Here is a 23,254-nt window from a genome sequence, read left to right as displayed (position 1 = left end):
GCCCGTCGACCGATACTGTCACCAGTGGCGGTTCGACCAGGTCTCGGCTGCCCGGAAGAAGGAGCCGCCATGCCCGTGCCCGCACTCGCCCACCGCGTCACCCGAGCAGGCCGCGCCCTCCTCGCGACCGCCGCCGCCGCCGCACTGACGGTGGGACTGCTCCCCGCCCAGGCGCAGGCACAGGGGCTACCGGGGTCGATCAGCCCTGAGCAGATCGCCAACGGTGCTCTCGGCACCATCTCGCCGGAGAGCCTCAGCCAGCTCCTCTACTTCGGAAACCTGCCGGGCTCGTCCGGGTCGTCGATGATGGGCATCGCCAACAGACTCGGATTCTCCCCCAACATGTTCGCCGGACCCCCGCCGCCGGCACCCCAGCCCAACCCGAACATCACCGAGACGCGCGTCGTGAGCAAGGAGATCGACGGACGCTACGAGCGGTGGCTCATCGACTCGGCCGACATGAAGCGCGGGATCACCGTCGAGGTCTACCGCGCGCCCAACGGTAATCAGAACGCGCCGTTCCTGTACCTCCTCGACGGTGTCGGCTCCGAACTCCCCAGCGGCTTCATGCAGTGGGGCGCGGCAGAGCAGTTCGCGGACGAGAACGTCAACCTCATCATCCCGACCGGTGGCCAGGGGTCGATGTGGGCGGACTGGAACGAGCCCGACCCGGTGCTGGGCATCAGCAAGTGGGAGGCCTTCATCACCCGCGACCTGCCCGCCCTGGTCGAGCCCGAGGTCAGCACCAGCCGCAGCCGCGCGATCGGCGGGATCTCGATGGGCGCCGGCGCGGCCGTGACCATCGCCACCCGCCACCCCGATCTCTACCGGGCCGTCTTCGGCGTCTCGGGCTGCTACTCCACCGGCACGCTCGGTCAGATCCTCACCCGCTACACCGTGGAGAGCCGCGGCGCCACGCTGACCAACATGTGGGGCGAGCCGGGCAACGCTCAGTGGGCGGACCACGACGCGCTGATCAACGCGGAGGAGTTGCGCGGAAAGGCGATCTACCTCTCGTCCGGCACGGGCGTGGCCAACCCGGGCGACTGGGAGGACTACAACAACGACGCCGCCAACTTCGTCGCCGGCATGGCGCTGGAGCAGGCGACCGGGCAGTGCACGCGAGCGGCGGACCGTCGCCTGCGCGACCTGGGGATCCCGGCGACGATCGACCACCTGCCCACCGGGCTGCACAACTGGTCCTACTACTCGCGTCAGATCCCCGTCGCCTGGAACGCCATCCGCGGCGCGCTGTGACCCCGCCGGGGCCGGAGGGGGTCCTGCGCTCGCCGCGATACGCTCACCTCCGTGAACTCCCGCCCGGATCTTGACCTGACCCTGCGTCTGTCGGCGTCCGCGGCCGATTCCCGACGGGGGATCGTCCGCGCGCACCCGGAGGTGATCCTCGCGCTGGGGATGCGCGAGTGGGATGCCATCGAGATCATCGGTGCCCGCACGACGGGCGCCGTGGTCGCCGCCGCGGCCACGGGCGCGCCGAGCGGCGTGCTGGTGGTCGACGAGGTGGTGGCCGCCAACTGCGGCCTCGGTGAGGACGCGCGGGTGACCGTGCGGGCCGCGGAGGTGACGGGCGCGCAGTCCGTCGAGGTCCAGGGCCTCCCGCCGGCGGGCCGCGGTGTCGCCGAGCGTGTGCTGCGGTCGGCGCTGCTGGGCAAGGTGGTGCGGGTCGGGGACTCGGTCACGCTGATGCCGCGCGATCTCGGCCCCGACTTCCCCACCTCCGACACCACCCGAACCCTGCGCAACACCATGGGCGCGGCATGGAGCACCGAACTGCTCACCGTCATCGCGACCGTGCCCGGCGGGACCGTCTCCGTGCAGCCCACCACGGCGATCGTGACCGGCGTGGGCACCGGGGGCACGGGGGCCGCGAGTACGGGAACGACGACGAGCCCCCGCACCACGCCGGCTCCTGCCGTCACCGGCGTGCACGGCCCGGGTTCGGCCATCACGGCCGTCGCGAGGGAAGACCTCGTCGGGGTCGCCGACCGGGCCGAGGTGCTGGAGCAATGGCTCTCCCTCGCGCTGGACCGCTCGGAGTTGTTGCGGACGCTGGGCGCGTCGCCGCACCTCGGGGTGCTGGTGGCGGGACCTCCGGGCGTCGGCAAGGCGACGCTGGTCCGCTCGGTCGCCGGCCACCGGCGGCTCGAGGTGGTCGACGGGCCCTCGGTCGGAGCGCTCGACCCCGCCTCACGACTCGAGGCGGTACGTGCCGCCGCCGAGCGGGCCCGCGAGAATGGCGGGATCCTGCTGGTCACCGACGTCGACGCACTGCTCCCCGCCCAGCCCGAGCCGGTGTCCACGCTGGTCCTCGACCGACTGCGGTCGGTGGTGGCGTCCCCAGGATCGGTGCTGGTGGCGACCTGCGTGCGCCCAGAGGACGCCGACGCCCGGCTCCGCGAGCCCGACCTCTGCGACCGCGTCCTCGACCTGCCCCTGCCCGACGCGGCCGACCGCGCCGCGCTGCTGGAGGTCATGCTCAGAAACGTACCCACCGGGACGCTGGACCTGCGCGCCGTCGCCGAGCGCACCCCCGGGTACGTCGCCGGCGACCTGAGGGCACTGACCCGGGAGGCGGCCCTGCGGGCGGCCGGGCGGGCCGCGGGCAACGGCGTCACCGACCGGCCCGCGCACGGCGACCCCGCGCCAAATCTCCCCGCGCCCGACCACCCCGCGCCCGACCGCCCCGTCGCCCGTCTGGAGCAGGACGACCTCCTGGGCGCGATCAGCGTGATCCGGCCGCTGTCCCGGTCCGGCACCGAGGAGCTGAGCCTGGGATCGATCACCCTCGACGACGTCGGGGACATGGAGGAGGTGCGGCAGGCGCTCACCGAGACGGTGCTGTGGCCGCTGCAGCACCGCGACTCCTTCGAACGGCTGGGGGTGCAGCCGCCACGGGGCGTGCTGTTGTACGGTCCCCCGGGCTGCGGCAAGACGTTCGTCGTGCGGGCCCTCGCCGCGAGCGGGCGGCTGACGGTGCACATGGTCAAGGGTGCCGAGCTCATGGACAAGTGGGTCGGGTCCTCGGAGAAGGCCGTCCGCGACCTGTTCCGCAAGGCGCGTGACTCGGCGCCGTCGTTGGTGTTCCTCGACGAGATCGACGCGCTCGCCCCGCGGCGGGGCCAGTCCGGCGATTCGGGCGTCGGCGACCGGGTGGTGGCGGCCCTGCTCACCGAACTCGACGGTGCGGAGCCACTGGGTGATGTGGTCATCCTCGGCGCCACCAACCGGCCCGAGCTCATCGACCCCGCGCTGCTCCGTCCGGGTCGGCTCGAACGCCTGGTGTTCGTCCCCCCGCCGGACGCCGAGGCCCGGGCGGACATCCTCCGGGCCGCCGGCCGGGATGTCCCGCTGGCCGACGACGTGGACCTGACCGAGCTCGCGACCGACCTGGACGGGTACTCGGCCGCGGACTGCGCCGCACTGCTGCGGGAGTCGGCGCTGACCGCGATGCGTCGCGACATCGACGCGGCCGAGGTCACCGCCGACGACGTGGATCGCGCCCGCCGCGCGGTCAGACCCTCTCTCGACCCCGTGCAGGTGGAGGACCTCCGGCAGTACGCCGAGCGTCGCGAGAGCTGAGCAGCGCGAGGGTGCCGCGCGCGGGGGCGGGGCGCCACGGGCTTGCCGGGATTCACGCCGGCGGCCTAGAGTGTCTGACCATGCGGAAGATTCTCGTAGTAACCGGACGTAACGGGGCCTGACAGACCGGCACCCCCGTTGCGTGGTTGCTCCTTCTGACGTCGGTCATCTCACCGACGCACCAGAAGCGAGAACCCCATGACCCCCACGGCGAATCCCACGTTCGGCGGACCCCACGCGACCACCGGCTCTCCCATCTGCCCCTTCGCGGATCGATTCGGCCGCCGGCTGCCACGAGGGTTCGCCTCCGAGGCCGCGGGCCTGGACTGGCGCACGCTGCTCGACACCTACGCCCCGTCCTCCGACCGCTTTCATCTGGCCGATTTCTCCCGCCGCCCGCTGGGTCGGGGCATCACCGCCTACGAGGCGATCCTGGCCACCCGTGCCGCAGGGGACGCGCCCGGCGAGTTCACCGCCCGCCGCCTGACCACCGAGTCCTGCGGTGACGTCACCGCGATGTCCGACATGCTGGGCCAGGTCGGCGCGCGTGCGGAGATCGAGCAGTTCCACCAGTACGAGGGCCACCGGCACGGCGGCCACGCCTTCGGCGAGGCCGGATCGTGGTGCACGATCCTGCGCGCCAGCTGTGGTCGCCGCGAGACGTGGGCGCTCGGGTTCGGGCAGACCTCCACCGAGGCCTCGATCGCGGCGCTGCTCAGCGCCGCGACCCGTCTCCACCTGCGGTGAAGTCGGCTCAGAAACACCGTTCTGTAAAGTGATCACAGGAACCACGCCCCGGTCGACCACCGACTCCCCGCCGCCTCGCGGCGGATACGTCCGCATGTCGTCGTCCGTTCGACGCAAGGAAAGGAGCCGCCGGTGATCGTGATCCTCGCGGCCCATGCCGTGGCCGCCCTGATCGCGATCCCGTTGGTGTCCAGGTTCGGACGCCGCGCCTTCCCGCTCCTGGCGTTGGTCCCCGCCGCCGGCGCGGTCTGGGTGGCCGCGAACCTCGACCGGGTACCCACGGAGTCCATCCAGTGGGCTCCCGGCATCCACCTGGCGCTCGACCTGCGGATGGACGCCCTGTCCGCGCTGATGTCCCTCATCGCACTGGGCGTCGGTGCGTTGGTGCTGTTCTACTGCACCTGGTACTTCGACGACTCCGAACCGCGACTCCACCTGTTCGCCGCGGAGCTCGTCGCCTTCGCGGGCGTCATGTTCGGCCTGGTCGTGGCCGACAACATGATCCTGCTGTACATCTTCTGGGAGATCACCTCCGTTCTGAGCTTCCTGCTGGTCGGCCACTACGCCGAGCGGGCCTCGTCCCGGCGTGCCGCCACCCAGGCACTGCTGGTGACCACCCTCGGCGGCCTGGCGATGCTCGTCGGCATGATCATCCTGGCGCAGGAAGCCGGGTCGTACCTGCTCAGCGAGATCATCGCGGCCCCACCATCGGGGCCCCTCGTCCACTGGGCTCTCGCCCTGGTCATCATCGGCGCGGCGAGCAAGTCCGCCATCGCTCCCCTGCACTTCTGGCTACCGGGGGCGATGACCGCCCCCACCCCGGTGAGCGCGTACCTGCACTCCGCGGCCATGGTCAAGGCCGGCGTCTTCCTCGTCGCGGCGTTCAGTCCCGGATTGTCCGGCTCGTCCACCTGGCAGCTGCCACTCATCGCCCTGGGCCTGGTCTCCCTGCTCATGGCCGGGTGGCGGGCGCTACGCGAGACGGACCTCAAGCTGGTGCTGGCCTTCGGCACCGTGTCCCAGCTGGGTTTCCTGCTCGTGCTGGTGGGCATCGGCTCCCGGGACACCATGCTCGCCGGGCTCACCATGCTGCTCGCGCACTCGCTGTTCAAGTCGTCCCTGTTCATGGCGGTCGGCGTGATCGACAAGACGACCGGCACCCGTGAGATCCGCGAGCTGTCGGGCCTCGGCCGCTCGCGGCCCGCACTGGCGGTGTTCTTCACCCTCGCCGCCGCCTCGATGGCCGGGCTCCCGCCCTTCCTCGGATTCATCGGCAAGGAGTCCGCGTTCGCCACCGTGCTGACCGAGGGCCGACTACACGGGATGCCCGCGATCGTCGTCACCGCGGGCCTCGTACTGGGCTCGGTGCTCACCTTCTCGTACACCGCCCGCCTGGTCATGGGCGCATTCCGGGACAAGCCGACCTTCCCCGACGGGATCAGCCCCGCGGTCGCCGACTCGAAGCCCGTCAACCCGATGTTCCTCTCGGTGCCCGCGGTCCTCGCCGTCGCCGGCCTGGTGCTCGGCCTGTGGTCGGCGCCCGTCGAGAACCTCCTCGTCCGGTTCGTCGATGTCGCGTTCCCGCCCGGCAGCCCGTGGCGCGGAGACGAGGCCTACCACCTGGGACTGTGGCACGGCGTCGGCATCCCGTTGGCGCTCACGGCGGTCGTGTACGTGCTCGGAACCATGCTCTATGTCGCCCAGCGGACCGTCGAGCGGATGCAGTTCGAGTCGCCCGCGCTGGGTAACGCCGACCGCATCTACGACGCCGTCCTGCGCTTCTTCGACCTCCTGTCGCTGCGCCTGACCGCGAGCATCCAGCGCGGCTCCCTCCCGCTGACGCTCGGCATCATCCTGTTCACCCTCGTGCTGTTCCCGTTCGCGTCCCTCATGGTCGGCACCCGCGAGGGCCTGCGGATGGAGCTGGCGGGCAACCCGGTCGTGCTGTTCGTCATGATCCCCATGACCGTCGCTGCGATCGCCGCCACCGTCCTGCGCAACCGCCTCGCCGCGGTGATCAGCATGTCCGTCACCGGCTACGGCGTCGCCATCATCTTCGCCTTCCACGGCGCCCCGGACCTGGCCCTCACCCAGGTGTTGGTGGAGACGCTGATGATGGTCGCGTTCGTCCTGGTGCTGCGCACGATGCCCGCCGAGGTCCCGTTGTCGGACGGCTTCCGCCGGACCCGCGCCTGGCTCGGCATCGGGGTGGGCCTGCTCGTGGTGATCGTCGGCGCCTACGCGATCAACGCCCGCCAGCGGCCCGCCGTGTCCACCGTCTTCCCGGACCTCGCCTACGACATCGGCAACGGTGCCAACGCCGTCAACGTGACCCTGGTCGACATCCGCGCCTGGGACACCCTCGGTGAGATCACGGTGCTGCTCGTCGCCGCCACCGGTGTGGCCAGCCTGGTCTTCCGCAACCGCCGCTACGGCTCGGGGCCCCGCCTCGCCGACGCCGGCAAGACGCGCTCCGGCCGACGGGGCATCGAGGCCGCCCGCATCGTCGTCGAGGCTCCCGGCGCCTCCCCCGGCCGCTGGCTGGTCGGGGCGACCGTCCGCGATCCGCGCGCCCGCTCCCTCGTCCTCGAGGTCACCACCAGGCTCATCTTCCCCACCATGATGATCCTGAGCCTGTTCTTCTTCTTCGCGGGACACAACAATCCCGGAGGCGGCTTCGCGGGCGGTCTCGTGGCGGGCCTGGCCCTCGTACTGCGGTACGTCGCCGGCGGCCGTTACGAGCTCGGGGAGGCCATCCCGATCGACGCCGGCCGGATCCTCGGATTCGGGCTCCTGCTGGCCGCCGGCACGGCCACCGCGTCCATGTTCTTCGGGGCGCCTCCCCTGTCCAGCGCCACCTTCGAGGGGACGCTCCCCGTGTTCGGGGACGTCAAGTTCGTCACGGCACTGTTCTTCGACGCGGGGGTGTACCTCATCGTCGTCGGTCTCGTCCTCGACATCCTCCGCAGCCTCGGCGCCCGACTCGACCTGGACGCCGAGGACCTCGAGGAACTCCGCGCCGTCTACGTCGACGCCACCGACTCGCCGTCCACCGCCTCCCTGCGCCGCGTCCCCGGCGTCGACGGCGCCGCACCGCGGTCCGATCTGGCCGCCCGCCGCGCCGCACGCCTGAAGGCCGCCGAGAACCAGGGCACGACGTCCCGGGGGATGCCATGACCGCCGACTTCGCACTGCTGCTCCTAGCCGGCATCCTCAGCGCCGCCGGCGTCTACCTGCTGCTCGAGCGGGCCATCATCAAGATCCTGCTGGGCATCATGATCCTGTCCAACGGCGTCAACCTGCTGCTGCTGGCGGCGGGCGGCGCGCCCGGGAACCCGCCCATCCGCGACCGGACCTGGGGCGGCAACGCCACCGACTCCGATCCGCTCGCCCAGGCGATGATCCTCACCGCCATCGTCATCACCGCCGGTGTCGGGGCGTTCATCCTCGCGCTGGCCTACCGCTCGTACCAGTTCACCACCGTGGACGAGGTCGCGGACGACGTCGAGGACACCAAGATCGCCCGACGCTCCCCCACCGACGCCTGGTCCGCTCCCGACCGTGACGCCTCCGACGACCACGCCACCGGTCAGCCCACCGAACTCGGTGACCACGTCGACTACGACGACGAGGACCTCGAGGAGGCCGAAGCCGAGGCCGCCGCCGAAGCCCGAGCGGAGGCCCGGGCCAGAGCCGAGGCCGACGCTCGCGCGGAGGCACGGGCCCGCGCCGAGGCGGAGGCCCGACGTATCGATCGACGCGTGAAGCGCAACAAGGACGCCGGAAAGGAGGAGGACCTGTGATCTCCCCCGAACTCTTCGGCTACCTCATCCCGTCGGTCGTCCTCGCCCCGATGCTGGCGGCCGCCCTCTGTCTGGTGGTCTCCCGCCGACCGCGGGTGCAGAACGTCATCACGATCGCCACCCTGACCGGGGTGTTGGTCATCTCCGGCATCCTGCTGGTGCTGACCGAACAACACGGGATGCACACCGTCCAGGTGGGAGGCTGGGACGCCCCGGTCGGCATCACCCTGGTCGCGGACCGGCTCAGCGCGCTGATGCTGTGCGTATCCGCCGTGATCCTGCTGACGGTCATCATCTACGCCGTCGGCCAGGGTGTCCGCGACGGTGACGGCGACCAGCCGACCTCGGTCTTCCTGCCCACCTACCTCGCGCTGGCCGCCGGCCTGAATGCGGCGTTCATCGCCGGCGACCTGTTCAACCTGTTCGTCGGGTTCGAGATGCTGCTGGCCGCGTCGTACGTGCTGCTCACGCTGGGTGCCAGTCAGGAACGTGTGCGCGCGGGCGTGTCGTACACCGTTGTGTCGATGGTGTCCTCGATGGTCTTCCTGCTGGGCATCGCGCTGACCTATTCCGCCGTCGGAACGCTCAACCTGGCGCAGGTCGCCACCCGGATGGCCGAGGTCCCGGACGGCCTGCGGCACACCATCTTCGCCGTGTTCCTCGTGGCGTTCGGCATCAAGGCCGCCGTGTTCCCGCTGTCCACGTGGCTGCCCGACTCGTACCCGACCGCGCCCGCCCCGGTCACCGCCGTGTTCGCCGGTCTGCTCACCAAGGTCGGCGTCTACGCGATCATCCGCTTCCACACCCTGGTGTTCCCCGGGGGCAGCATGGACGGCGTCCTCCTGGTGGCCGGCCTGTTGACGATGGTCGTGGGGATCCTCGGTGCGATCGCCCAGTCGGACATCAAGCGGATATTGTCGTTCACCCTGGTCAGCCACATCGGCTACATGATCTTCGGGGTCGCCCTGTCCACCGAGTCCGGGCTGAGCGCCGCGATCTACTACGTCGGCCACCACATCGTCGTGCAGACCACACTGTTCCTGGTCGTGGGCCTCATCGAACGGCAGGCGGGGTCGTCCTCCCTCCGCCGGTTGGGGTCCCTCGGCGTCGTCAGCCCGGTCCTCGCCGTCACGTTCCTCATCCCGGCGCTCAACCTGGGCGGGATCCCGCCGTTCTCCGGCTTCGTCGGCAAGCTCGCCGTGGTCCAGGCCGGCGCAGAGGTCGGCGGGGTCCTCATGTGGGTGCTCGTCGCCGGCGCCATGGTCACCAGCCTGCTGACGCTGTACGTGGTCGTGCGCGTGTGGTCCAAGGCGTTCTGGCGGCCCCGGGCGGACGCCCCCGAGGGCGCGATCGCGCTGGCCAAGCCGCTCGCACTGCTGCCGTCCGACGAGTACGTCGAGTTCGACGAGCGCGACGAGGTCGGGCGGATGCCGTGGAGCATGCTGGCCCCGACGTGGGCGCTCATCGTCGTCTCGCTTCTCATGACCGTCTTCGCCGGCCCGCTGCTCGCGGTCACCGACGGCGCCGCCGAGAGTCTGCGGGAGCGTGTCGAGTACCTCGTGACCGTCCCCACCGACGCCACACCCGAACGCTTCGTCGACTCCGTGACGGGGGTGCGCTGACATGGCCCGGAAGATGACGTTGGAGCCGCGGGTGCTCGGCGCCCGCCTGTTCATGACCCTGTGGCTGGCATTCGCCTGGGTCCTGCTGTGGGGCAGCATCGACATCGGCACCATCGCCGCCGGACTCATCGTCGCGACCGTGGTGATGGCCGTCCTCCCGCTCCCCCGCGTCCCCGTCGAGGGTCTGCTGCGGCCGGTGTCGATGGTGTGGCTGGTGCTCGTGGTGGCCTACTACCTGGTCCGCTCGTCGTTCGCCGTCGCCTGGCTGTCGGTCCGGCCCCAGGCTCCCCCACGCTCCGCCGTGCTGCGCGCCCCGATGCGGCTGAAGTCCGACTTCACCCTGGCCCTGGCCGTCAACACCCTCAACCTCATGCCGGGCGGCATCGTCGTCCGCGTCGATCCCGCGGCCCGCTACGTCTACATCCACGTGCTGAACACCGGAACCGACGACGCCGTGGAGCATTTCCGATCCCAGACCGCGCACATCGAGACGCTCTACCAGCGCGCCTTCGAACGCGACGAGGACTGGAAGCCGAGCCCGGAGCACTACTCGGCACCCGCCGACAGCGCCCCGACGACCGGGGGCACCGCGGACTCCGCGGAATCCGCACCCCACGCCGCTAACCAAGCCGCGCCAGCTCACGCCGCCGCAGACCACACCGACGCAGACCACACCGACGCAGACGAGCCCGAAGCTGCACGAGTCGAAGCAGAGCAGGCCGAAACAGAGCAGGCCGCAGCCGAGCACGCGGCACGCCACGCGGACGACGCCGACGGCCCCACCCCGGAACAGGAGGCCCCCCGGTGAACATCATCTCGCTCATCCTGTGGAGTCTGGCCATCATCGCGCTGACGGCCGCGCTGTTCGCCACGATGATCCGGCTCGTCGGCGGCCCCAACACCCTCGACCGCCTGATCTCCCTGGATGCGCTCGTCGCGGTCGCCCAGGGTGGCATCGGTGTCTACATCGCCTGGTCCAAGGACACCACCCCCGCCGCCGCGCTCGTCGCGCTCGCCCTCGTGGCGTTCCTCGGCTCGGTGTCCGTGGCCCGTTTCCGCGTGAACGACACCGTCGGATCGCCCGAGGAGGCCCTCCCATGACCAACGACCTGGTGGAGATCATCTCCGCACTGTTCGTCCTCGCCGGGGCGCTGCTGACACTTGCCAGCGCGATCGGCCTCGTCCGCTTCCGCGACACCCTCAGCCGCATGCACCCGGCCGCCAAGCCGCAGGTCCTCGGCCTCGTGCTGATCCTGCTCGGCGCCGGGATCCGGATCTTCCCGGACATCGACCTGGGCATGCTCGTGCTGGCCGCCATCGTCGCCGTGTGCACGGCGCCGGTGATCGCGAACCGCGTGGGCAACCTCGCCTACCGGGAGAGCGTCGAGGACGGCACCATCACCCACGAGGCCCCGGTGCTGGAGAAGTTCACCGGGTCGGGCCTCGACGGTAGCGCCGCCAACTGACCCGTCGCGCGGCCGGGGCCGGCCGCCGGCCCGACGAGAAGAGCGTCCCGCACCTGTCCCTCTCGGGGAACGTGTGCGGGACGCTCTTCTCGTCGTCCAGGGGTGGTGCCGACCCGTCAGGTCAGGGGCGGACTGCTCAGGGGGCGGGCTGCGCCGGGGCGTTGCCGGCCTGTTGTCCGGTTCCCGGGACGACGATGCCGTCATCTGTGGTGGCCTGGCCGCCGCCCTCGTCGCCGCCCTCGCCACCGGGAGTGCCCGTCTCCGTCACGCCGGGCTCGAAGTCGCCGGCACCCTCGGGCACGTCGGTCTCCTGCGTCTCTGGAATCGAGCTCGTCGGCGCGGCGTCCTCGGTGTAGCTGGGCAGCGTGTACGGCGCGTCGGCCTCGGCCGGCTGCTCGTTGGGCGGGCTGCACGCGGCCACGGCGAACGCGAGGGCGAGGGCGGGAGCCGCGACCAGGAGGCGGCGGGCGGTCTGACGCGGGGCCATGGGGGCTCCTTCGATCTCGGGAAGCTGCAAGTCGCTAGTGAGCACGCAACCCGCGGAACGGAATGCGTGGGCTCATCATATCCTCAGGGGTCAGCGGTCGAGATCCTGGGTGACGATCACGATCACCCCTGGCGCCTCGTCCGCGAGATCCGCCGGCCGCGGCTTGGCGGTGATGCCCAACTGGGAGGCGATCGCCTGTGCAGCCTGCTGTTCGCCGGGGCCGGAGCCGTAGAAGGCGGTCGACTCCGCCACGACGCCGCGGTTGGACGGCATGTTGGCCACCTCACCCACGGCGTACCCGTTCTCGCGCAGCGTCTCACCGGTGCGGCCGGCCAGCCCGGTCACGGTGCTGTTGTTGAAGATCTGCACGGGCACGGACGTCACGTCCGGCACCGCTCCGCCGGGGACCTGCCCGGCGGGCTGGCCCGGGGCGGGCGCCGCGGGGTCGCCCGACTGCGGGTCCTGCCCGTCGGCTCCTCCGCCGGGCGCACCGTCCGCGCCGCCGGCACCGTCCTGACCGGCCCCGGCGTCGCCCGGGGCAGTGGCAGCGCCGGCGCCGTCGGTTCCGGTCTGACCATCGGCACCCTGTCCGGCCGAGGCGTCCTGCTCGACCTGGGAGGTGGTGTCGTCGGCGGTGGGCGTCGCCTCGTCCTCGTCACCGCCGAACAGCTGGACCAGTCCGACGCCGACCGCCAGCACGACCGCGGCCAGCAGCACCATCGCGATTGCGCGGTACGGCGGGCCGGTCGGCTCGTCCATGGCCGGGCCGTCGCCCTGCGTGTAGGGGTCGTCGGCGCCGTGCGCGCCGCCGTACTCGGGATCGCCGTACTCGGCATCGCCGGGCTGCGGGCTGTCGTACTGCGGGTTTCCGGACTGGGAGCTCACGCCGCCGAGTCTAGGTCAGTCGAGCCGCATTCCCAGGTTGCGCGCCGCGCGTGCCTTCTGTCGGCTGGAACGCATCCGGCGCAGCCGCTTGACGAGGAGCGGATCCGCGGCCAGGGCCTCGGGGCGGTCGATGAGATCGTTGAGGATCTGGAAGTAGCGCGTACCGGACATGTCGAACTGCTGCCGGATCGCCTCCTCCTTGGAGCCGGCGAACTTCCACCACTGCCGCTCGAACTCGAGCATGGCCCGGTCTCGTTCGGACAGGACGGGGTCGGCGGCGTGGAGCTCGGCCGCCCCCTGCGCGCGGTCCTTCTCGCCCTGCACCTCGCGTGCCGCGGTGGCTGTCCGACCCATGTGCGCGCCTCCTCGCCGTCCCGACGGATCCCCGTGCGGGTTGGAATTCTGCCGGTGTGAAATACACGGTTGTGATTCCACCGTAGTGAACCACACGCCTCCGACACGTCGCCATGTCCGGCGCTCTAGAATCGACCACCATGGCCGTCCGTCCCATCGTCATCCTCGGCGATCCCGCGCTCCACGCCCCCACCGAGCCCGTCACCGAGTCCCCCGAGGAACTCGCGGCGCTGGTGCAGGACCTCTACGACACCATGGACGCCGCCAACGGGGTGGGCCTGGCCGCCAACCAGATCGGCGTGCGCAAGCGCCTGTTCGTCTACGACTGCCCGGACCTGGACACCGAGGACGGCGAGGGCGTGACCCGCGAGGAGGTCGAGGCGCGCGGGGGCTGGCTCAACCGCCGCGGGTGCATCGTCAACCCGGTGCTCGAGACCTCCGAGATCCCCGAGACGATGCCGGATCCGGAGGACGACCTCGAGGGCTGCCTGTCCGTCCCCGCGGTGAACTTCCCGCGCGGACGGGCCTGGTGGGCGCGTGTGACGGGCACCGACGAGCACGGCGAGCCCGTCTCGGTGGAGGGGTACGGACTGTTCGCCCGCTGCCTGCAGCACGAGGTGGGCCACCTCGACGGTTTCCTCTACACCGACGGCCTCATCGGACGGAACCGGAAGGCCGCAAAGCGCCACATCCGTGACGCCGGGTGGGGCGTACCCGGCCTGAGCTGGGATCCGGCCTCCGACCCGGACCCGTTCGCCGATGAAGACGATGACGACGACGACAACGACAACGACCACGGCCACGACGACGACGACGAGGTCGGCACCGACCATGGCTGAGCAGGACCGGGGCCTGTCGGAACGGTCCCGGTGGAACGCCGGCCGCCGGGTGGCGGTGGGCGATCGCGTGGTGGTGCGTCGCCACCTGGAGGCGGGCCAGACCTCGCACCTGTACACCGACGTCATCGGTCGCGTGGTGGAGCTCGAGCCGGAACTGGTCGTGGCCCGCGAGTCCGGTGAGCAGGTGCGGATCGCGGACGCCGACATCGCGGTGCTCAAGGTGATCCCGCCGCGGCCGGTGCGGGCCCGCGACATCCGGGCGCACGAGTACGCCGGTGCCCTGGCGTGGCCCGGACCGGAGTACGAGGTGGTCGACGGCTGGTTCTGCCGCGCCGGCGACGACTGGTCCTACCGCGGGAACTCGGCGGTGCCCGTCCTGCCGTGGGCCGACTGCGAGGACCTGGACGGGGTGCGTTCCTGGTACGCCGCCCGCGGCCTGCCGCTGCGCCTGGTGGACGTGGACCGGCTGGTGAAATCCGACCGGATGAGGCTCGGCGGCGCCCCGGTGGACGACTCGCGGATCCATGCCGACCGCGACCTCCTGCTGTGCACCGCCGGCAGCCACGACCTGCTCGCGGTGGTCGACGAGGCGTTCCCCGCCCCCACCAGGCCGGCAGTCACCCTGGCCGAGCGCCCCGACGACGACTGGCTGGCGCTCTACCACGCCACCGCCGACCTCGACCCCGAGCGAGTCAGGCCCGCGATGCTCGCCACCGCGGGGCTCGTCGCCTCCGGACCGGACGCCGGCGAACCCGGCCCCGGCGGCCACGCGGTGTTCGCCCGACTCGAGGAGGACGGGGACCTGGCCGCGATCGCCCGCGGCGCCGTCACCGCCGGACCCGACGGCCACCCGCGGGTCGCGGTGTCCTGCGTGCAGACCGCGGACGCCCACCGCCGCCGCGGCCTGGCCGAGGTGGTCACCGGCTCGCTCGTGGAGTGGGGACTGGGCCTCGGCGCGCAGGAATGTCACCTGCACGTGTTCGCGGACAACTCCGCCGGTCGTGGCCTGTGGGCCAAGCTGGGACTGCAGCCGCACCATTCGCTGCGCCACCTCGTCGTCGTCGATTGACACGGGCGCCGCTCCCACGGTGACACCACCGCGCGGAGGGCAATACACTCGGGCGCATGCGCCTGGCCACCTGGAATGTGAACTCGATCCGCGCCCGGAAAGACCGCGTGCTCGCGTGGCTCGAACGGTCCGACGTCGACGTCCTGGCGATGCAGGAGACCAAGTGCAAGGACGAGCAGTTCCCCGAAGACGCGTTCCGTGAGCTCGGGTACGAGGTCGCCCACCACGGGCTGAGCCAGTGGAACGGGGTCGCCGTGGCCTCCCGGGTGGGGCTCGAGGACGTGCGTCTGGGCTTCGACGACATGCCCGGCTTCCACAAGGATCCCGAGGTCTCGCAGGACCCGGAGGCCCGCGCCATCTCGGCGGTCTGCGACGGCGTCCGCGTGTACAGCCTCTACGTCCCCAACGGCCGTGAGCTGGGCGACCCGCACTACACGTACAAGCTGGAGTGGCTGGCCCGCCTGCGTGACCACGCCGCCGCCGAGTTGGCCGCCGACTCCGCCGCCCAGATCGCCCTCGTGGGTGACTGGAACGTCGCGCCGCTCGACGAGGACGTGTGGGACCCGGAGGTCTTCGAGGGCAAGACCCACACCTCCGGACCCGAGCGGCTCGCGTTCGCCGCGTTCGACGGCGCCGGCTTCCGCGAGGTCACCCGCGAACACACCCCCGGGCCCGGCGTCTACACCTACTGGGACTACACCGGACTCAGCTTCCCCAAGCGCAAGGGCATGCGGATCGACTTCCAGCTGCACTCCCCCGCCCTGGCCGCCCGCGTGACCGGGGCGTCCATCGACCGCGAGGAGCGCAAGGGCAAGGGCGCCTCCGACCACGCGCCCGTCGTCGTGGACCTCGACTGAGCCATGTCCACGTTCCAGCTTCGGCGCTACATCGACCGCCTGCGCGCCGAGGGGTTCACGGTCCGCGACGACCACGGCGAGGACCCGGATCTCATCGACATCCACGGCCGGGCCGTCGACACCTGGCGGGAGAACTACCCGTACGACGAGCGACTGGACCGCAACCAGTACGAGGTCGAGAAGTACCTGCTGCAGATCGAGCTGCTGAAGTTCCAGAACTGGCAGGCCGAGACCGGGCACCGGCAGGTGATCGTGTTCGAGGGCCGCGACGCCGCCGGCAAGGGCGGGACGATCAAGCGGTTCAGCGAGTACATCAACGTCCGGCAGGCCCGGGTCGTCGCGCTGGTCAAGCCGACCGAGACCGAGATGTACCAGTGGTACTTCCAGCGGTACGTGGCCCATCTGCCCAGCCGCGGCGAGCTCGTGCTGTTCGACCGCTCCTGGTACAACCGCGCCGGCGTGGAGCGGGTGATGGGCTTCTGCACCGATTCCCAGTACGAGACGTTCATGGAGCAGGCGCCCATGTTCGAGAAGATGCTGGTCGAGTCCGGGGTCGGTCTGACCAAGTTCTGGTTCTCGGTCACCCGCGAGGAGCAGAAGACCCGGTTCGCGATCCGGCAACTTGACCCGGTCCGTCGGTGGAAGCTCTCGCCCATGGATCTGCAGTCCCTCGGCAAGTGGGACGAGTACACGGAGGCCAAGGAGGAGATGTTCCGTCGGACGGACACCGAATGGGCCCCGTGGATCACCATCAAGTCCAACGACAAGAAGCGGGCCCGCATCAACGCGATGCGCTACTTCCTGAACCAGTTCGACTACCCGGACAAGGACCCCCAGGTGGTGTTCGACCCGGACCCGAAGATCGTCCGACGCGGCAAGGACGCCGTCGGGGACTGACTGAGCCCGCGAAGGAGGGCCCCGCGCACAGAACCCGTCGGGGACTGACTGAGCCCGCGAAGGAGGGCCTCGCGCACAGAACCCGTCGGGGACTGACTGAGCCCGCGAAGGAGGGCCTCGCGCACAGAACCCGTCGGGGACTGACTGAGCCTGCTAAGGAAGGCCCCCGCGCACAGGCCTGGCGGAGCCGCGCGGGGAATGTCTGGGCGGCGGGGGGCCTTGAACTGGGTATGAGCCATTCCAATGACCCCGCCGTCATCACGCGCTTGCTCACCGAGAAGGGCCGCTGGGCCGTCGCCGGCCTGTCCAACAACTCCGCGCGCACCGCGTACGGGATAGCCGCCTACGTCCGCGACCTGGGACATGAGATCGTGCCGGTCCATCCAAAGGCCGAGACCGTGCACGGTCAGCAGGGCTACCCGGATCTCGCGTCCGTTCCCGGTGAGATCGATGTGGTCGACGTGTTCGTCAACTCGCAGCTCGCGGGCGGCGTGGTGGACGATGCGATAGCCAAGGGAGCCAAGGCGGTGTGGCTGCAGCTGGGCGTGGTCGACGAGGCTGCGGCGCAGCGCGCGAAGGATGCCGGGCTGGACGTGGTGATGGACGCGTGCCCCGCGATCGAAGCCCCTCGTCTGGGCCTGGCCTGAACCGCGGACCCGGCCCGGTCTAGAAGCCGCTCGAGGCCAGTCCCACCATCGCGAAGATGAAGATGAAGTACAACACGATGAGGACTGCCACGATCCCCAGTGAGATCATGCCGAGCTTCTTGGCGGTCGCGCTGGCGGCCTCGGCTTCGGCGTGGCGACCGGCGGCCCACAGCGGGTAGACGTCCAGCGCGCGGGTCATCGCGACGAAAGACAGCGGCCAGAAGAACAGGATCGACGCGACCGCCCAGCCGACGTTCGACGGCGGGCCGGGGTGAGCTCCCGAGGTGGTCCCGTACCCGCCCGCCCCGGCAAAGGACGGGGTCTGCGCGCCGTAGCCGGTCGGGGTCTGCGCGCCGTAGCCGGTCGGGGTCTGCGCGCCGTAGTCGGTCTGTCCGTACGAGCCCTGGCTGTACGGACTCTGTCCGTATGTGCCCTGGCCGTACGGGTTCTGGCTGTAGGAGCCCCGACTCGCATCGTCGCCACCGGTCGAGTCGCCGTCGGCAGTGTTCCCCTGGGGCGGGTAGGTCATGGGAGTCCTCTCCGGGTAGCTGGTCGTCTGGGGTCAGACTACGTCCCGCTCTCCCGGCCCCTTCTCCGCCGCTCGTCGGCCGGCTGACAATGGTCACCGCGGGCCACGGTCACCGCCCGGCGCCTGTCACGGCTGGGCGACCAGGAGCTGATATTCCGGGAAGCGAACGAGGAACCGCCGCACATAGCTGCAGACCGGCCGGATCTTGAGCTCATCGAGCCGCATGCGGGTGAGGACCAGGCTGACCAGCAGGCGAGCGATTCCCTGCTGGCCGTACCGCTCCTCGATCACGGTATGGAGCAGGATGTAGACGTCGCCGTCCTTTTCGTAACCAATGAGACCCATGAAGGTCTCGCTGTCCCACAGTTCGAAGCGGTCTCTATCGGTGTTGTGGACCAGCTTGAGCGACGTTACAGGGGACATCAGAACTCCTTCTGCAGGGCGTGTTCCACCCGCGATGCTACTCGTCGGGTTACGCTCGCCCCTGCACAATCACATACTCATCCACACGGGAGTCCGCTTCGATGCGCGGGCTGAGAGGACGACCAGCCGGGTCGTCGACCGTAGAACCTGTCCGGATCATGCCGGCGTAGGGAGATCAGGAAACACCATGGGCACAGCTTTATTCGCCGACGGCACCGACGGCACCCCGATCGACGCCGTGACGTGCGGCCCCATCCATTCCAGCAGTAAGGCTCATCTCGAGGTGCCCGGTGAGTCCGGTGACGGCCAGCGCGTACCCGTGCGCCGGATCGCGCTCACCGACGGCACGACGTTCGACGTCTACGACACCTCCGGCCCATATACCGCGTACGCGGACCCGGCCGACTGCCATGACCTGGGCGCGGGCCTCCCGCCGACCCGCCGCGAGTGGTCCCACCTCAGGCCCGTCCCCGCCTCGCCGGACAACCCCACTCCCGTCCGGACGCAGTTGGCCTGGGCGCGGGCGGGGCTGACGACCCCCGAGATGCGGTTCATCGCGGTGCGGGAGGGGATCGATGTCGAGGTGGTGCGTTCGGAGGTCGCCGCCGGTCGAGCGGTCATCCCGGCCAACCACCGCCATCCGGAGAGCGAGCCGATGATCATCGGCAAGCGCTTCCTCACCAAGATCAACGCCAACATCGGCAACTCGGCGGTCACCAGTTCGATCGCCGAGGAGGTCGAGAAAATGGTGTGGGCTGCCCGTTGGGGCGCGGACACCATCATGGACCTGTCCACCGGCCGGGACATCCACGAGACGCGCGAGTGGATCTTGCGCAACTCCCCCGTCCCCGTGGGCACCGTGCCCATCTACCAGGCACTGGAGAAGGTGGGCGGCGACCCGACCCGTCTGACCTGGGAGTTGTACCGCGACACCGTCATCGAACAGTGCGAACAGGGCGTGGATTACATGACCGTCCATGCCGGCGTGCTGTTGCGCTATGTCCCGCTGGCGGCCAAGCGGGTCACCGGCATCGTGTCGCGTGGCGGTTCGATCATGGCGGCGTGGTGCCTGGCGCACCACCGCGAGTCGTTCCTCTACACCCACTTCGAGGAACTGTGCGAGATCCTCGCCCGCTACGACGTGACGTTCTCCCTCGGCGACGGTCTGCGGCCGGGGTCGATCGCCGACGCCAACGACGAGGCCCAGTTCGCCGAACTGCGCACGCTCGGGGAGCTCACCGGGATCGCCAAGAGCCACGGCGTGCAGGTGATGATCGAGGGACCCGGTCACGTGCCGATGGACAAGATCGTGGAGAACGTGCGCCTCGAGGAGGAGTGGTGCGAGGAGGCCCCGTTCTACACGCTGGGCCCCCTCGCCACGGACATCGCGCCGGGCTACGACCACATCACGTCCGCGATCGGTGCAGCCCGCATCGCCGAGGCAGGCACGGCGATGCTGTGTTACGTCACGCCCAAAGAGCACCTAGGCCTGCCCGACCGGGACGACGTCAAGACCGGCGTGATCACGTACAAGATCGCCGCGCACTCGGCGGACCTGGCCAAGGAACATCCCGGCGCGCAGGCCCGCGATGACGCGCTGAGTACCGCCCGGTTCGAGTTCCGTTGGCGGGACCAGTTCGCCCTGGCCCTCGACCCGGACACCGCCCTGGCGTACCACGACGCGACGCTGCCCGCGGAGCCGGCGAAGACCGCGCACTTCTGCTCGATGTGCGGTCCGAAGTTCTGCTCGATGCGCATCTCCCAGGACATCCGCGACTACGCCGCGGAGCACGGGATGGAAACGGTGGAGGCGATCGAGGCGGGGATGGCGGAGAAGTCGGCCGAATTCTCCGAACTCGGTGGCCGCGTCTACCTGCCGATCACCGAGTCGTAGTTCTCACCGGAGGCGAGGGCCGCGCCGGTCCCCACCGCGCCCGACGGGCGGGGACGTCGGTGCTCAGTAGGTCGGATCGGCCGACCGAGCTCAGGCGTCCCGGCGCAGTGTCATCAGCACCCCGACGACCCAGAGGGCCACGCACACGGCCGCGAACCAGGCGAACGCCGGCCACTCGCCCCACGTGATGTACCCGCGGACGCTCTCTCCCTGGGTCCAGAAGTCACCGTTGGCGAACGGCATCCAGGCGGCGATGTCCTCGCCGACCCGCGGGATCAACGAGACCATGCCCTCGAGGGCCAGTATCCACACGAGGAACAGGGAGATCGTGCCGGCGGCGTTGCGCATGATGTACGCCAGGCCCGTGACCGCGATCGTCCCCAGTGCGGCGTAGACGGGGAAGCGCCACAGGTAGGTCAGCCCGTCTCCGGAGAACGGGGTCCAGCCCTCGTTGCCGGAGAGCGCCCCGGCCACGAGGAGCGCCAGGACCACCGCGACGGCCGTGACCACCATCGAGAGCACCGTGAACAGGGCGGTCTTGGCCACGATGGCAGGCCAGCGCGACGGCGTCGTCAGGAACGTGGCCTTGATGGTGTGATATCGGTACTCGCCGGTCACGCCGACGATCGCGGCGATCCACGCCAGCAGGACGGTGAACGCACTGACGCCGAGGATCGCGAACAGCGGGTCGCTGCCGCCGCCGGGCGCACCGGCCATCGGGTCCCCTGTGGCGGGCTGCTCGAACTGGCCGATGACCACTGCGAGTACCACCGCCAGGCCGATGCCGATCGCGTACAGCCAGTAGGCGCTCTTGGTGGTGGTGACCTTGATCCACTCGGACTTCAGCTGATTCATCGGGTGGACTCCTGACCGTGGTACTCGACGTCCTGGTCGGTGAGGGCCATGAAGGCCTCCTCCAGCGACGCCCGCTTCTCGTGCAGTTCGTGGACGGTGATCCCCAGGCTGGCGGCGACATCGCCGACCTGCGGCGCGCGGAGATTCTGAATAAGGAAGACACCCTGTTCCGCGTCGAACGTGGCCTCGATGCCCTCATCGCGCGCGGCGGCGGTGAACTCGTCGACGTGCGGGGTGCGCAACACCACCGAGGACGTGGCGGCGTCCAGGAACTCCTCGACGGAGGTCTGCGCGCGCAGCTTGCCGCGGCCGATCACGACGAGGTCCTGGGCGGTCTGCGCCATCTCCGACAGCAGGTGCGAGGAGACGAGCACGGTGCGGCCCTCGGCGGCGCGTGCGTGCATGAAACGGCGGATCCACAGGATGCCCTCGGGGTCGAGACCGTTGACGGGCTCGTCGAACAGCAGGACCTCGGGGTCGCCGAGCATGGCGGTGGCCAGACCGAGTCGCTGGCGCATGCCGAGCGAGTAGCCCCCGACCTTGCGGCCGGCGACGTCGGTGAGGCCGACCAGGCCGAGCACCTCGTCGACGCGGCCCGGGGCCACCCCGCCCGCCGCGGCGACCATCCTCAGGTGCGCGCCAGCGGAACGGTTGGCGTGGGTCCAGGACGCGTCGAGCAGACAGCCCACCTTGTGGGCGGGGCGATCCAACTCGCGGTACGGGGTGCCGTTGATCAGTGCCTGCCCGGACGTGGGGGTGTCGAGACCGACCATCATCCGCATCGTCGTGGACTTCCCGGCGCCGTTCGGGCCGAGGAATCCGGTGACGACGCCGGGACGGACCTCGAAGCTGAGGTCGTCCACGGCGGTGGAGGCTCCGAAGCGCTTGGTGAGATTCCGTACCTCGATCATGGTCCCCAGTCTGCCTGCCGGGGCGCGGGCAGCGTGCGTCCACCTACTCAGCCCGCGTACAGGTAGTGCAGTACTAGGCTCGTGACCATGGATGACGCCACGCCCGAGCCGGATCGCCATCTGCCGTCGGTCCGCGCCTCCGACGCCGAGCGCGACGCCACCGCCAGGCTCCTCCAGGAATCCTTCTCGGAGGGGAGGCTCACGCTCGCGGAATTCGACGACCGGACGTCGCGGGCGTACGCCGCACGCTTCCGGTCCGAACTGATCGAGCTAACACACGACCTGCCCGTCGTCCACCACGAGCACGACTCGACGCCCGCGGCCCGGCCACATGGGGCCCCGGCGCGTCGCGTCACCGGGGCCAGCGGGCCCGCCTCGTCGCTGGCGATCATGGGCGGAGTCGAACGCAAGGGGACGTGGACCCTTCCCTCCGTGCACACCGCGTTCGCGCTGATGGGCGGCATCGAGATCGACCTGCGTGGCGCCTCGTTGCAGTCCCACGAGACGACGATCCGGGCGTTCGCGATCATGGGCGGCATCGACATCTACGTCCCCGACGACATCCATGTGGAGATCGAGGGCCTGGGGCTGATGGGGGGCTTCGGCGAGGAGTCCGGGAACTGGAAGCCCGATCCGCGACCGGTCCGCCAGGCCCCGCCCGGAGCCCCGGTCATCAGGGTCACGGGACTGGCGCTCATGGGCGGGATCGGCGTGCGGCGGGTGCCGCGCACCGAGGACTGACCGTCGGCGGGCTGGCGGACAGGTCGCGCGCATGCCGTCGGGCGGCCGGTAGGGCCTCAGTCGACCGGAGGGCTGGACGCCTGCGCCCAGAAGCGTTTCGGGATGCGGCCGGCGAGGCGGGCGGCGTGCCCGGCCCGGACGGCCTCGCGCATCGCGGCGGCCATGAGCGGCGGGTTCTCCGCCCGGGTGACGGCGGTGGCGAGTAGGACGCCGTCGCAGCCGAGTTCCATGGCAAGTGCGGCGTCGGAGGCGGTGCCGATCCCCGCGTCGCAGATCACCGGAACTCCGGCGCGCTCGACGATCATCTCCAGGTTGTGCGGGTTGCAGATCCCGAGCCCGGTGCCGATCGGTGCGCCCAGGGGCATGACCGCGGCGCAGCCCACGTCCTCCAGGCGGCGGGCCAGGACGGGGTCGTCGGTGGTGTAGGGAAGGACGACGAAACCGTCGTCGACGAGGTCTTCTGCGGCCTCTACCAGTTCCACCCCGTCGGGCAGGAGCGTGCGCTCGTCGGCGATCACCTCGAGCTTCACCCAGTCGGTGCCGAGCGCCTCGCGGGCGAGCCGGGCGGTCCTGACGGCCTCGGTGGCGGACCTGCAGCCGGCGGTGTTGGGCAGCGGGCGGATGTCGA

24 protein-coding genes and 1 riboswitch are annotated in these 23,254 nt (G+C 70.5%); of the genes, 16 read left to right on the top strand and 8 right to left on the bottom strand.

The window, feature by feature from the left end:
- Positions 1 to 69: 69 nt before the first annotated feature.
- The 9 genes from NR111_RS13905 to NR111_RS13865 all read left to right on the top strand — a co-directional run bounded on the left by NR111_RS13905 (position 70) and on the right by NR111_RS13865 (position 11,238).
- A complete protein-coding gene (locus tag NR111_RS13905) occupies positions 70 to 1,257 on the top strand; it encodes an alpha/beta hydrolase family protein (protein WP_256821123.1) in 1,188 nt (395 codons plus the stop codon).
- Positions 1,258 to 1,308: 51 nt separating this feature from the next.
- Complete coding sequence (locus tag NR111_RS13900; RefSeq protein ID WP_256821122.1) at positions 1,309 to 3,600, top strand: AAA family ATPase; 2,292 nt, start codon at positions 1,309 to 1,311, stop codon at positions 3,598 to 3,600.
- 198 nt (positions 3,601 to 3,798) lie between these two features.
- Positions 3,799 to 4,347: a hypothetical protein gene (locus NR111_RS13895; RefSeq protein ID WP_182634788.1), complete on the top strand. Its 549-nt coding sequence runs from the start codon at positions 3,799 to 3,801 to the stop codon at positions 4,345 to 4,347.
- 132 nt (positions 4,348 to 4,479) lie between these two features.
- Positions 4,480 to 7,524, top strand: a complete 3,045-nt coding sequence (locus tag NR111_RS13890; RefSeq protein WP_256821121.1) for a Na+/H+ antiporter subunit A — start codon at positions 4,480 to 4,482, stop codon at positions 7,522 to 7,524.
- Positions 7,521 to 8,150 carry a Na(+)/H(+) antiporter subunit C gene (locus tag NR111_RS13885; protein WP_067719286.1) on the top strand — a complete coding sequence of 210 codons (630 nt, stop codon included), beginning with the start codon at positions 7,521 to 7,523 and terminating at the stop codon, positions 8,148 to 8,150. The genes NR111_RS13890 and NR111_RS13885 overlap by 4 nt, the downstream gene beginning before the upstream one ends.
- Positions 8,147 to 9,772 carry a Na+/H+ antiporter subunit D gene (locus NR111_RS13880; RefSeq protein WP_067719289.1) on the top strand — a complete coding sequence of 542 codons (1,626 nt, stop codon included), beginning with the start codon at positions 8,147 to 8,149 and terminating at the stop codon, positions 9,770 to 9,772. The genes NR111_RS13885 and NR111_RS13880 overlap by 4 nt, the downstream gene beginning before the upstream one ends.
- Before the next feature lies 1 nt (position 9,773).
- A complete protein-coding gene (locus tag NR111_RS13875; RefSeq protein ID WP_256821120.1) occupies positions 9,774 to 10,580 on the top strand; it encodes a Na+/H+ antiporter subunit E in 807 nt (268 codons plus the stop codon).
- Between the two features lie 65 nt (positions 10,581 to 10,645).
- The gene (locus NR111_RS13870) at positions 10,646 to 10,873 is read left to right on the top strand and encodes a monovalent cation/H+ antiporter complex subunit F (protein WP_067719517.1); all 228 of its coding nucleotides are present in this window, start codon (positions 10,646 to 10,648) and stop codon (positions 10,871 to 10,873) included.
- A complete protein-coding gene (locus NR111_RS13865; protein WP_067719292.1) occupies positions 10,870 to 11,238 on the top strand; it encodes a monovalent cation/H(+) antiporter subunit G in 369 nt (122 codons plus the stop codon). Before NR111_RS13870 ends, NR111_RS13865 begins: the two co-directional genes overlap by 4 nt.
- A gap of 136 nt (positions 11,239 to 11,374) precedes the next feature.
- Here NR111_RS13865 and NR111_RS13860 read toward each other — a convergent pair whose 3' ends face one another.
- The 3 genes from NR111_RS13860 to NR111_RS13850 form a co-directional block, all read right to left on the bottom strand.
- The gene (locus tag NR111_RS13860) at positions 11,375 to 11,725 is read right to left on the bottom strand and encodes a hypothetical protein (protein WP_069388497.1); all 351 of its coding nucleotides are present in this window, start codon (positions 11,723 to 11,725) and stop codon (positions 11,375 to 11,377) included.
- Between the two features lie 90 nt (positions 11,726 to 11,815).
- A complete protein-coding gene (locus tag NR111_RS13855) occupies positions 11,816 to 12,610 on the bottom strand; it encodes a LytR C-terminal domain-containing protein (RefSeq protein WP_244200877.1) in 795 nt (264 codons plus the stop codon).
- 15 nt (positions 12,611 to 12,625) lie between these two features.
- Positions 12,626 to 12,964: a DUF3263 domain-containing protein gene (locus tag NR111_RS13850; protein WP_256821119.1), complete on the bottom strand. Its 339-nt coding sequence runs from the start codon at positions 12,962 to 12,964 to the stop codon at positions 12,626 to 12,628.
- Positions 12,965 to 13,104: 140 nt separating this feature from the next.
- Here NR111_RS13850 and NR111_RS13845 point away from each other — a divergent pair, with 140 nt between their 5' ends.
- The 5 genes from NR111_RS13845 to NR111_RS13825 all read left to right on the top strand — a co-directional run bounded on the left by NR111_RS13845 (position 13,105) and on the right by NR111_RS13825 (position 17,273).
- Positions 13,105 to 13,803 (top strand): peptide deformylase, encoded by a 699-nt coding sequence (locus tag NR111_RS13845; RefSeq protein WP_256821118.1) that lies wholly within the window; start codon positions 13,105 to 13,107, stop codon positions 13,801 to 13,803.
- Positions 13,796 to 14,872: a GNAT family N-acetyltransferase gene (locus tag NR111_RS13840; RefSeq protein ID WP_256821117.1), complete on the top strand. Its 1,077-nt coding sequence runs from the start codon at positions 13,796 to 13,798 to the stop codon at positions 14,870 to 14,872. The genes NR111_RS13845 and NR111_RS13840 overlap by 8 nt, the downstream gene beginning before the upstream one ends.
- Positions 14,873 to 14,928: 56 nt before the next feature.
- Positions 14,929 to 15,729 (top strand): exodeoxyribonuclease III, encoded by an 801-nt coding sequence (locus NR111_RS13835; protein WP_119192770.1) that lies wholly within the window; start codon positions 14,929 to 14,931, stop codon positions 15,727 to 15,729.
- Between the two features lie 3 nt (positions 15,730 to 15,732).
- Positions 15,733 to 16,626, top strand: a complete 894-nt coding sequence (gene ppk2 / locus NR111_RS13830) for a polyphosphate kinase 2 (RefSeq protein WP_256821116.1) — start codon at positions 15,733 to 15,735, stop codon at positions 16,624 to 16,626.
- Between the two features lie 230 nt (positions 16,627 to 16,856).
- On the top strand, positions 16,857 to 17,273 hold the full coding sequence (locus NR111_RS13825) for a CoA-binding protein (protein ID WP_119192772.1): 417 nt from the start codon (positions 16,857 to 16,859) through the stop codon (positions 17,271 to 17,273).
- Between the two features lie 19 nt (positions 17,274 to 17,292).
- On the opposite strand, the gene NR111_RS13820 is transcribed toward NR111_RS13825, so the two are convergent.
- Together NR111_RS13820 and NR111_RS13815 are read right to left on the bottom strand one after the other, a co-directional pair.
- Positions 17,293 to 17,802, bottom strand: a complete 510-nt coding sequence (locus NR111_RS13820) for a CD225/dispanin family protein (RefSeq protein ID WP_256821115.1) — start codon at positions 17,800 to 17,802, stop codon at positions 17,293 to 17,295.
- Between the two features lie 126 nt (positions 17,803 to 17,928).
- On the bottom strand, positions 17,929 to 18,225 hold the full coding sequence (locus NR111_RS13815; RefSeq protein WP_069390428.1) for a GNAT family N-acetyltransferase: 297 nt from the start codon (positions 18,223 to 18,225) through the stop codon (positions 17,929 to 17,931).
- A 75-nt stretch (positions 18,226 to 18,300) separates the two neighbouring features.
- A riboswitch (TPP riboswitch) is annotated at positions 18,301 to 18,415 on the top strand.
- Between NR111_RS13815 and thiC the strand changes: the two genes are divergently transcribed.
- The gene (gene thiC, locus NR111_RS13810; protein ID WP_069390429.1) at positions 18,413 to 20,119 is read left to right on the top strand and encodes a phosphomethylpyrimidine synthase ThiC; all 1,707 of its coding nucleotides are present in this window, start codon (positions 18,413 to 18,415) and stop codon (positions 20,117 to 20,119) included. (Overlaps the previous riboswitch by 3 nt.)
- 90 nt (positions 20,120 to 20,209) lie before the next feature.
- Here the strand turns inward: thiC and NR111_RS13805 are convergent, their stop codons facing one another.
- Together NR111_RS13805 and NR111_RS13800 are read right to left on the bottom strand one after the other, a co-directional pair.
- Complete coding sequence (locus NR111_RS13805; protein ID WP_069390430.1) at positions 20,210 to 20,974, bottom strand: ABC transporter permease; 765 nt, start codon at positions 20,972 to 20,974, stop codon at positions 20,210 to 20,212.
- On the bottom strand, positions 20,971 to 21,885 hold the full coding sequence (locus NR111_RS13800; RefSeq protein WP_061227928.1) for an ABC transporter ATP-binding protein: 915 nt from the start codon (positions 21,883 to 21,885) through the stop codon (positions 20,971 to 20,973). Before NR111_RS13800 ends, NR111_RS13805 begins: the two co-directional genes overlap by 4 nt.
- Before the next feature lie 87 nt (positions 21,886 to 21,972).
- Here NR111_RS13800 and NR111_RS13795 point away from each other — a divergent pair, with 87 nt between their 5' ends.
- Complete coding sequence (locus NR111_RS13795; RefSeq protein ID WP_256821114.1) at positions 21,973 to 22,626, top strand: DUF1707 domain-containing protein; 654 nt, start codon at positions 21,973 to 21,975, stop codon at positions 22,624 to 22,626.
- Between the two features lie 56 nt (positions 22,627 to 22,682).
- Here NR111_RS13795 and NR111_RS13790 read toward each other — a convergent pair.
- Positions 22,683 to 23,254: thiazole synthase (locus NR111_RS13790; RefSeq protein WP_256821113.1), on the bottom strand; the 572-nt coding region annotated here is incomplete at its 5' end.

The sequence above is a fragment of the Dietzia sp. Die43 genome (genome assembly GCF_024519835.1).
Lineage (GTDB): Bacteria > Actinomycetota > Actinomycetes > Mycobacteriales > Mycobacteriaceae > Dietzia > Dietzia kunjamensis.
Note: the sequence above shows the minus strand (reverse complement) of the source record. Positions and strands in the feature narration are given on the sequence as shown.